The 9,629-nt window shown below is 37.8% G+C and carries 8 protein-coding genes; 6 read left to right on the top strand and 2 right to left on the bottom strand.

Annotated elements, in window-relative coordinates:
* Positions 1-1,750: autotransporter outer membrane beta-barrel domain-containing protein (locus tag Q1553_RS01795; protein ID WP_300842708.1), on the top strand; the 1,750-nt coding region annotated here is incomplete at its 5' end.
* Positions 1,751-1,929: 179 nt separating this feature from the next.
* Here the strand turns inward: Q1553_RS01795 and Q1553_RS01790 are convergent.
* A complete protein-coding gene (locus Q1553_RS01790) occupies positions 1,930-3,612 on the bottom strand; it encodes an N-6 DNA methylase (protein ID WP_300706559.1) in 1,683 nt (560 codons plus the stop codon).
* 10 nt (positions 3,613-3,622) lie between these two features.
* Positions 3,623-4,894: an aromatic amino acid transporter gene (locus tag Q1553_RS01785; protein WP_115552047.1), complete on the bottom strand. Its 1,272-nt coding sequence runs from the start codon at positions 4,892-4,894 to the stop codon at positions 3,623-3,625.
* A 132-nt stretch (positions 4,895-5,026) separates the two neighbouring features.
* Between Q1553_RS01785 and Q1553_RS01780 the strand changes: the two genes are divergently transcribed.
* From Q1553_RS01780 to Q1553_RS01760, 5 genes are all read left to right on the top strand, one after another.
* The gene (locus Q1553_RS01780; protein ID WP_297571572.1) at positions 5,027-6,787 is read left to right on the top strand and encodes a DNA polymerase III subunit gamma/tau; all 1,761 of its coding nucleotides are present in this window, start codon (positions 5,027-5,029) and stop codon (positions 6,785-6,787) included.
* A 9-nt stretch (positions 6,788-6,796) separates the two neighbouring features.
* Complete coding sequence (gene tsaE / locus Q1553_RS01775) at positions 6,797-7,216, top strand: tRNA (adenosine(37)-N6)-threonylcarbamoyltransferase complex ATPase subunit type 1 TsaE (protein WP_115552049.1); 420 nt, start codon at positions 6,797-6,799, stop codon at positions 7,214-7,216.
* Entirely contained in the window at positions 7,204-7,926 is a 723-nt protein-coding gene (gene lptB / locus Q1553_RS01770) for an LPS export ABC transporter ATP-binding protein (RefSeq protein ID WP_115552050.1), read from the top strand. Before tsaE ends, lptB begins: the two co-directional genes overlap by 13 nt.
* Entirely contained in the window at positions 7,923-9,251 is a 1,329-nt protein-coding gene (locus Q1553_RS01765; protein ID WP_115552051.1) for an RNA polymerase factor sigma-54, read from the top strand. Before lptB ends, Q1553_RS01765 begins: the two co-directional genes overlap by 4 nt.
* 74 nt (positions 9,252-9,325) lie before the next feature.
* The coding region (locus Q1553_RS01760; RefSeq protein WP_300842707.1) for a DUF1104 domain-containing protein at positions 9,326-9,629 on the top strand (304 nt) is incomplete at its 3' end.

Below are 9,629 nucleotides of genomic sequence, written 5' to 3'. Positions count from 1 at the left end.
TTACAGAAATACTCTTACAGGCGATACTTCCACTAATGCTAATACAATCTTAGATGCTAATGGAAAAGTCATAGACGCTAAATTCCAAGCAAAAGTTAATGGCGGAACATTACAAGGAATCTACACCATAAGAGATGCACAAGTAACCGCTGCGGGTGGCACAGCTTCTAATGACGCAAACGAAAGCAAGAGGAATGCGGCAGATAGAAAGGTTATCACAGACGATATATCTGCAAAACAAAATGCTTACAACACTGCACAAGCAGCTTACAATGCACTCTCTGATGCAGACAAGAAAGATCCTGCTAATCAAGTAGTAACAGCTTACAACACTGCAACTACGGATTTAGAGACAGCCAAAGAGAGATTAACAACATTTGATAAACAAATCTCTTTAATCAATGAGGGCAAATCTCTATGGATTCAAGCAGAGAAATCCGCAGCCACTTACACAAAGCTTACCACAGAAACATATAACGCTAATAACAATGGCGGAAATGCTCTGCTTAATGGACAAAAACTATACTTCAAGCAAGTAGCAGTCAAAGACGCACAAGGCAAAATCACAGGTTATAAAGATACAGAGAAACTTAACCGCGCAGGGATTAACCTCATCGCAAGCACGACCGATGTAGGCTCTCACACAGGATTAGCAGTAGGAATCTTTGATTCTTTACAAGAATCTGGGCTAAGCGAACTTGCAAGAGGCGATATTATGACAGACGCAGTGTGGAATGGTGGTCAAAGATGGAAAGGCTTAACCAACGATACCCATAACATTGCCCGCTCTGTAACCAACTTCACAAACTCTGTAAGCACTGCAATCAATGTTTCTAATGATATGGCATTAGGAGATAGAATCGCAAGAGTACACAACCCTTATGGTGAGAAACTCGCAGCTGCAGGGGGAAGCGATGCGTATAATGACTTCTACCGCAGAACAAATGGAAGCGTTTGGGCAAATGCGTTTGGTGGAGCAAATATCGTAGATGGCGAAAGTGGTGGCGTCTATGGAATCTCACTAGGTGCGGATAAACAAGTAGGCGATTCTGCGCTAATGGGTGTATATTTCACTTATGCAGACGCGGACTTGAAAGACAAGAGTGCAAAACAAAAATCCGATAACTTCAGACTAGGGATTTACTCCAATATTAAACTCTCTCCAAGCTGGGAATTGAATCTTCACGGATTTGGACAACTTGCACAAACTGACCAATACACTTCTAAACTAGGAGAAGGATACTCAAGTGATTTTGATAAAAAATTCTTTGGTTTAAGTGGAAGTGTGGGTAAAATCATTGATTTTGAAAACAGCTTATATTTAAAACCTTTTGTAGGTTTGAATTACTACTATTCAAACAATCCTAGCTATACAGAAAAAGGTGGAAGCTTGCCTGTGAATGTCAATAAAATGCAAAACAATTCTATTAGTGTAGATGTGGGCTTAGAAGCTAGAAAATATTTCAACGAAACTTCTTATCTCTTTGCTACTCCAAAAATTGAGCAATACTTGCTAAATGACGGAGACAATTATACTGCTTCCTTTGTGGGTTCTCCTCTCAATTTCAGTGTAAGTGCAAGTGATAAGCTTAAAACTTATGGACAAATTGTCGTAGGCGGAAGCTTCGGAATCACTGATGCTTTGAACATTGAACTAGGACTTGGTGCAAAACAAATCCTTGCAAACAAAGTAGATGACAAAAACGAAACTTACCTAAGCGGAAATCTAGGATTAAAATATAAATTCTAATGTCTTTGACGCAGGGCTCTGTCCTTGCGTCCTTGCAAGAATTACTTTAACTTTTCGTGGCAATCCGTAATCTAGGATTGCTTCTACTAAATTCTTCCTTGCTGAATTTTAGAAATTTCATCTCTCGCAAACCCTTGCGAGAATTCCCTTGTCCTTGTAAGCGGATTTAGTGGATTATCCTATTCATAGCCCAATAATTTTGCAATTCCTTGTTTTTGCGCTTTAATCTGCTCTCCTCGCGCAATCAGTTCATAAAAGCATTCATTGTAATCCTCCAAAACTTGCGAATCCAAAAACCCACTTGGCAAAAGCATTTCTTTAATTTCTTTTTCACCAATTCGCTCATTATTATCTTGATAAATTTTACTCAACGCCAAACAACCCGCGGAAGTTAAAAAATAAAAATATAATGCTTTTGCTACAACAGAATTTTTCACTCTAAGCACCAAGATTCCAGCATTTGGCAAGACAATCTTTTGCGCTGCACTCTTGCCTATAATCGCAACTTTTGGGGTAACTCCACGCATAGAGAGCAAAACATCATAAGGTTGCACTCTAAGTTCATACAGACGCTCAAGATTCGGCTTTAGCGCATAATCATTAAAAGAATTGCTCACACCATAAGATTCAAAATCCTTAATCCCTAAATCATAACAACCAATCATCTCTTTGTCCTGTTTCATTTCTACACGAGTTCCACGATAACATTTTTCCAAAAAATCCCCCAAAACTACTTTGATTTGCGGAGATTGCATTTCTTGTTGCATATAATAAGAGGGTTTAAGATTTTCCAAATTTATGTTTTGATAATCCAAAAGACACGAAATCTTAGTATTTCTTTTGAAAGCACACAAATCTGTTATCTCTTCTAAATTAAGGAGTTTATTGTATTTTCCCTCTTTTAAGTGAAAATCTTGCGCATTGATAAAAAACATTCGTTGATTTTTAGGAGAAAGCACAAGCAAGCAAAATTCTCCCATTTGATGTGGAAAAATATTCGTCGGTAGTTCAATAATTACTTCTAAAATCTTAGATTGCACGAGATGATGACGCAATCGTTCCCCTATGGGCTTGTTTAATAATACAGAACGAATGATAAAAATAGCTTTTTTGTTGAATTTTGAAAGCGCAAAGTCCAAAAACGGAATCTCTGGAGAGGTTTTTGTATAAGGTGCAAGAGGCGAAGTTTTCGGGGCTTTAAGATTAAGATGAGAAAGCAAAGGGGGATGGCAAAAGACTTTATCAAACTTTGTATTACTCCTCTCCTTTTGATTATTTTGCACATTTAAAAAATCTTTGAAAATATCTGCAACCTCTAAATGACAATCTTTAAATTTCAAAAGCAATGCAAGTGCTTTGGCGATTTCAATAAGCTTAGGATGAATATCCACACCAAAAAATTGACATTCGTTGTGATGTGCGCTTAAACTCAAAAGCCAAGAACCAACCCCGCAACAAGGATTATAAATGCTTTCATTTTTTTGTAAATGCAATAACTTACACACAAGCATATTTATCTCTGCTGGTGTTGCATAATCATAGAGTTTTAAAATTGTTTTTTGCAGCGCAATAGTCTGAATAAAATCCTCTAATTCTTGCGCATTGACTTTGAGATTCTGCGCAAGTTTTACAATTTTTTTATAATTCAAATCCGAATTAATTGCTATTTTATGCGTTAAATTGTGTTTTTGTAGATAACAATAAAAACTCTGTGGAATCTCTTTTGTTTTAGAGATTAACAATTCTGCACTCAAAGTCTTGTCTTGTCCTACCAACAAAAACTCCAATGTCAAGCACAATACATCAAAATTATCCTCGTGGTATTTTTGAATGTATTGAAAAATCTGCAATAATTCTTTCATTGTATTCTCCTTATTTATACATCGGCAACCAATTAAACACAAACAAAATATGGCAGACGCCAACCACACAGCCAAAAATCAATAAACTATAAATCGTCCAACTCCCGCCCTTGACGCGAAAATTATGCTCCAAAGCAAGATTTGATGTGCATTGCCTTAATTCCTTGCGTGAGATTCTGCTTGCCCTAAGCAATAAAGCAGGAATAATCACAGACCAAATCGTCGCCGCAAGCCCCGCCCAACCAATCGCAAGCAAAAAGCCATCGGGATAAATCATTCCCGCAACAATCGGTGGTACAAAGGCAACCAATAGAGTTTTTGTGCGCCCTAATCTGCTATCATCAAATCCACATAAATCAGCCATATAATCAAACAACCCAAGCCCAGCACCCAAAAACGAAGTAGAGACTGCCAAAAACGCGAATCCCTCTAGCATTCTTAGCAAAAATGCTCCATTGAGATTCAAACTCGCAGCTTCAACCAAGTGGCGCACATTGCCTCCCGCAGCAATTACATTTTTAAAATCGCTCCGTTCAATGTTGCCATCGCACGCAATATTCCATATCACATAAGCCACAAAAGCAATCAATGTACCATAGACTAAACATTTGTTAATTTTTTTGGGTTCTTTGCCAAAATACTTCACGAGACTTGGCACGCTTGCGTGGAAACAAAAGGAAGTCAGATAAGTAGAAAATGCTACAAACACAAAGATTCCATAAGGATTATTATCGTGATTTAAATCTAGCAAATAAGACATTTTCATTTCACTTAACATACCACTCATAGCAAAGACAAAGGTTAAAGCCATTCCCCCAATCATCACCACAGAGAATCTATCCACAAGATAAGTACTCCACCAAACACAACCGCTAAGCAGAATCGCAAACAATAAACTTGCCAATAGTTTAGGAGGTTCATAATCAAAAGCAACGAGCGAAATATGCACCACCATAGAACCGCCTCCGCTCACATAGGCATAAATCAAGATATAAAGCACAAAGGCAACACTCAAACCATTAACGAGATTCCAAAATTTACCCAAATTATCTAGCACAAGCGTATGGAAGCTTGAACCGGGGTGATAATACAGATTTACTTCCAATAAAGCTTGGGAAGAAAGCAGCATCATAAACCAAGTCAGCACTAATAATCCCAAAGAATACCAAATCCACATTCCCGCACTTATCGTGGGTAACGCCAACATTCCCGCTCCAATTGCCGTCCCAGCAATAATCATTGTCCCGCCAAGCACGCTTGGCTTGCGTTTCACATTAAACATAGAATCCCTTTAAAGTAGATTTTACATTATATCTAAGATTTAGATTTGAGAAATTAAAATTTGGCTGATTAACAAATTTTTAGGCTAGCTTTGTGTAGAATTCAAATTTTTAAACTTAGGATAGCAAAAATTATGGAACAACAAGCCTTAGCACTGAAATATCGTCCAATGGATTTTGATGAACTCATCGGACAAGAAGCAGTCAGTCGCACTCTCTCCTTAGCATTAAGCAGCAAACGACTCTCCCACGCTTATTTATTTTCAGGCTTGCGCGGGAGTGGCAAAACTTCTAGTGCTAGAATTTTCGCAAGGGCATTACAATGCGAAAATGGTCCGTGTGCAAAACCTTGTGGTGTATGTGCAAACTGCGTTGCAGCCAATCCTCACAAAATGCGTCATATTGACATCATAGAGCTAGATGGTGCGTCTAGCCGCAAGATTGATGACATTCGCGATTTAATAGAACAGACAAAATACCACCCCAATATGGGACGCTTTAAAATCTTTATTATTGATGAAGTGCATATGCTTACCAAAGAAGCCTTTAACGCGCTCCTCAAGACACTTGAAGAACCACCAGAATATGTGAAATTTATCCTTGCCACCACAGACCCGCTGAAACTTCCTGCGACGATTTTAAGTCGCACACAGCATTTTCGCTTCAAACGCATTTCAGATAAAAGCATTTTGGAACACCTAAAAAACATTCTTCAAAAAGAACAAATCACTTACCAAGACGAGGCTTTAAATATGCTTATTCGGAGCGGTTCAGGCTCTTTGCGCGACACTTTAACACTACTAGATCAAGTGATTATTTATTCTAATTACAACATCACTTCTGATTCTTGCGCAAATATGTTAGGGCTTATTAATCCCCAAAGCCTCAACGCGCTTTTTGAGTGCATTTTCAAGCAAGACAGAGATCTTTTATTGCGTGAGCTTGAAGCATTTTTTGAATATGAAGCCGAAATGCTTTTAGATGAAATGAGTATTTTCTTAAAAGACAAGCTTTTAAAGGGAGAGGATTCTCGTTACAATCCTTTGTTGATAGACAGATTCTTTCGGATTCTAACCCAATCCAAAGAATTATTATTCTTAGGCTCTGAAGATGAATTTGTTTTGACGCTTACCTTTTTTAAAATGTTAGAATCCCTCCAAATAGAAGCAATTGATATAGCGATTCAAAACCTAGAAAAAGGCTTGTTTGAAAATTTACCCAAACAAATTCCAAACACGCAATCCCCAAACCAACAGACAACAAAAGATTTGCAAAGCATTCCCGCAGATTCTATAGCTACAACATTTAAAGAATCTCCACCCACGCCCACCCAACCAACAGAAATTGCCAAAAATTCGTTAGAACCAAGCCAAGAAAATGCCTTGAATTTATTTGCTCTGCTCCAACAAAAAATCTATGAACGAAATTATGAATTGGGAGAAATATTTGCTCAAGAGATTCGTTTTGTTTCATTCATAGACCATACACTCACTTGGGAAAGTTCCGCAAGCGGTGAGAATCGTGAGAGGCTTAAAACTAGCTATTCTATTATTAAAAACCTTGTTTTGGAAGTTTTTGGAATCCAAACACAAATCAAATCCATTAGCAATCCAAACCAAAACCTATCCTCCACTTCGCAGCAAATTCCGCAGGTACAAGAAGCGCAAGCTCAAAACTCTACTTCTATGTCTTTGGATTCTATGGATTTAGCCCCACTAACCAATCCACATCAAGAATCCACCCAAGCCACTCAAACCCCTACCAAATCTCATCAGGCTACACAAGACATACAAGCCGAAGTCAATGCAGCTTTAGAATTGCCTTTATTACAAAGTGCAAAAGAATTGTTAGAAATCAAGCAAATCAAAGTGCGCCCAAAATCCATTATAAGTTAGGATATTAAAATGGAATGGATTTTAAGTAAAAAAGAGTTGCCTAAACTCTGCGAATATTTGGATTTGAAAAATCATCGTGGTATTTACTTGTTTAGTGGCGACTTAGCAAGCGGTAAAACAACATTGATTCAAGCAATGGTTGCCTCATTAGGAAGCAAGGCAAAGGTTACTTCGCCAACTTTCTTAACCGCATTAGAGTATGGCAATCAAATCTATCATTATGATATTTACAATAAGGATTTGGAGAAACTCTTTGCGCTAGGATTTTTAGAAGAAATTGAAAAGGAAGGTTGGCATTTTATTGAATGGGGAGATGAAAATTTAGCTAAAATTCTAAAACAAATTGGTTTGCCCTTTTGGAGAATTATCATTCATATTGAATCCAAAGGAAGAAAATATTGTATTGAGGAAAGTTTATGCACACATTAGAAGCAATGCACCTAAGCAAAACAATCAAAAAAACAAACATCATTAGAGAGATTTCTATACGCGTGCAAAGCGGTGAAGTCGTAGGGCTTTTAGGTCCAAATGGTGCGGGCAAAACCACGACTTTTTATATCATCTGCGGACTTTTAAGAGCAAGTAGTGGCAAAGTTTGCTTTGATAGTCAAGAAATCACAGGCTTAAGCCTTCATAAACGCGCACAACTCGGAATCGGCTATCTGCCACAAGAATCTAGCGTTTTTAAAGATTTAAGTGTAGAGGAAAATCTCTTGATTGCAGCAGAAGTGTGCTTAAGCAATGAAAATGAAAGAAACCAACGCATTGAAGAGCTTTTGGAAGATTTTAGTATTGAGCCGATTCGGAATCGCAAAGGCGTCAATTTAAGCGGAGGAGAAAGGAGGCGCGTAGAAATTGCGCGTGCTCTTGTCAAAAAGCCAAAATTTATTTTATTAGATGAACCTTTTGCAGGAGTTGATCCTATTGCTGTGTTAGATATTCAAAATATTATTAAAAAACTCGTTTCACTGGACATTGGGGTTCTCATCACTGACCACAATGTGCGTGAGACACTTGGTGTTTGTAATCGTGCGTATGTCATCAACAAAGGCACTTTGCTTGCAAGCGGAAATTCTAACGAAATTTACAAAAATGAACTTGTCCGCAAACATTATTTAGGCGAGAATTTCCAAGTATGAAACTACGCACCCAAACCCAAACCACACTCAAGGCAAAGCTCTCCTCTACACTCAAAAGTTGGCTTCCAATTTTACAAAGCGGAATGAGTGATTTAGAGGATACTTTAGGAGAATTCAGTAAAGAGAATCCCTATTTTAGCGTCCAATCCAACATTGCACAAGATTTCAGCTCTCAAAGCTCTGCTCAAAAAAAGCGACAACAAGAAATTTCAAGAGGCGTAAAAGGCTCTAGTATAGAGAATGATGCGATAGAACAATTTTGCATTCAAGAGGAATCTCTAGAAGTAACCTTAAATGGACAAATCGTGCCACCATTATTTCCCACTAGAAGCTCTCAAGAGATTGCTAAACAAATCATTGAAAACCTCAACGAAGAAGGCTATTTTGATGGAGATTGTGAGCAAATTGCACAGGCTTGTGGCAAGATGCTTAATGCCCCTATTAGCGCAACAGAGGTTGAAAAAGTGCGCAAACGTTTTGCATATCTTGACCCACCGGGCATTGCAGCACTTGATTTGATGGAATCCTTTTGTTTTCAGTTAGATAATTTAGATGTTCCAAGTGAAGTTTATACCCTAACGCAAGAGATTTTGCAGGATTTAAAAAACCATACAAAGCATAAAAATGCTCCACTCTACGAAAAAGCAATGAAAATAATTCAAAGTTTCAAAAATCCACCTGCACTTGATTTTTTCCAAAAAGAATCCGCAATCATTCCAGATATTTTAGTTTTGGAGGAAAAAAACAACATTCAAGTGCAAATTAATGAAAAATATTATCCAACCATTGAAATCCAAACACAAAACAAAGAAGACAAAATCAAGCTCAAAGATGAGTTTATCAAAACCAAAATTAAAGAGGCGCGCGACCTTGTAGATGCACTTGAAATGCGAAAGGCGACGCTGTACAAAATCGGACTAATGATTGTGGAATATCAATATGAGTTTTTTAAAGGTGGTGAAATCAAGCCAATGAAACTTAAAGACTTAGCTGAAGAATTTGGGCACGCGCCTAGCACGATTTCGCGTGCGATTTCCAATAAATTTTTGGAATGTTCTCGCGGAATCTTTCCGCTCAAAAACTTCTTTGCCACTGCGATCGATGAAGAGACTGCCAATACAACGATTAAAGACTTTGTAGCGGATTTAGTCAAAAACGAAAGCAAGCAAAAACCACTAAGCGATAATAGAATCCTAGAACTCATTGAGGAAAAATTCAATATTAAAATGGTGCGTCGCACGATTACCAAATACCGAGCGCAACTCAATATTGCAAGCTCAAGCGAGCGGAAAAAACTCTACAAAATCTCTGCCCCCTCTGTTTAATTTAACAAACTTCACACTGATTTCACACTCACAAATTATAATTCCGCTGTTCAAAAAATTTTAAGGAGCAAACAATGAAAACAAAAACTATCTTATCTCTTGCTTTGATTAGCACTTTGATTTCAGGCGCACTAGCGGCGGATTATTCCAAAGCAAGCAATGAAGAATTAATTAAGTTATCCGGAAAAGTTGCGCCAAAAGATTATCCTGATTATAGAATGGAGATTCATAAACGTATGCAAGAAATGAAAGTCAAAGATGCAAGAGTGTTTCGCGATAGATTGAGAGAATCCCACCAAAATGCGTATGGCAATATGACACACAAAGAATATTTAGAGCACCACAATGCTCTTTGTGAGGAAGTGCAAAGACGTTTAG

The sequence above is a fragment of the Helicobacter sp. UBA3407 genome, assembly GCF_949747025.1.
In the GTDB taxonomy this organism is placed as follows: domain Bacteria; phylum Campylobacterota; class Campylobacteria; order Campylobacterales; family Helicobacteraceae; genus Helicobacter_D; species Helicobacter_D ganmani.
This window is presented reverse-complemented; position numbering and strand designations above follow the sequence as displayed.

What these genes read in the sequence shown, in the direction of transcription:
- Q1553_RS01790 (WP_300706559.1), bottom strand. Translation starts at nt 3,612, where the DNA reads ATGAAAGAATTATTGCAGATTTTTCAATACATTCAAAAATACCACGAG.
- Q1553_RS01785 (WP_115552047.1), bottom strand. Translation starts at nt 4,894, where the DNA reads ATGTTTAATGTGAAACGCAAGCCAAGCGTGCTTGGCGGGACAATGATT.
- Q1553_RS01780 (WP_297571572.1), top strand. Translation starts at nt 5,027, where the DNA reads ATGGAACAACAAGCCTTAGCACTGAAATATCGTCCAATGGATTTTGAT.
- tsaE (WP_115552049.1), top strand. Translation starts at nt 6,797, where the DNA reads ATGGAATGGATTTTAAGTAAAAAAGAGTTGCCTAAACTCTGCGAATAT.
- lptB (WP_115552050.1), top strand. Translation starts at nt 7,204, where the DNA reads ATGCACACATTAGAAGCAATGCACCTAAGCAAAACAATCAAAAAAACA.
- Q1553_RS01765 (WP_115552051.1), top strand. Translation starts at nt 7,923, where the DNA reads ATGAAACTACGCACCCAAACCCAAACCACACTCAAGGCAAAGCTCTCC.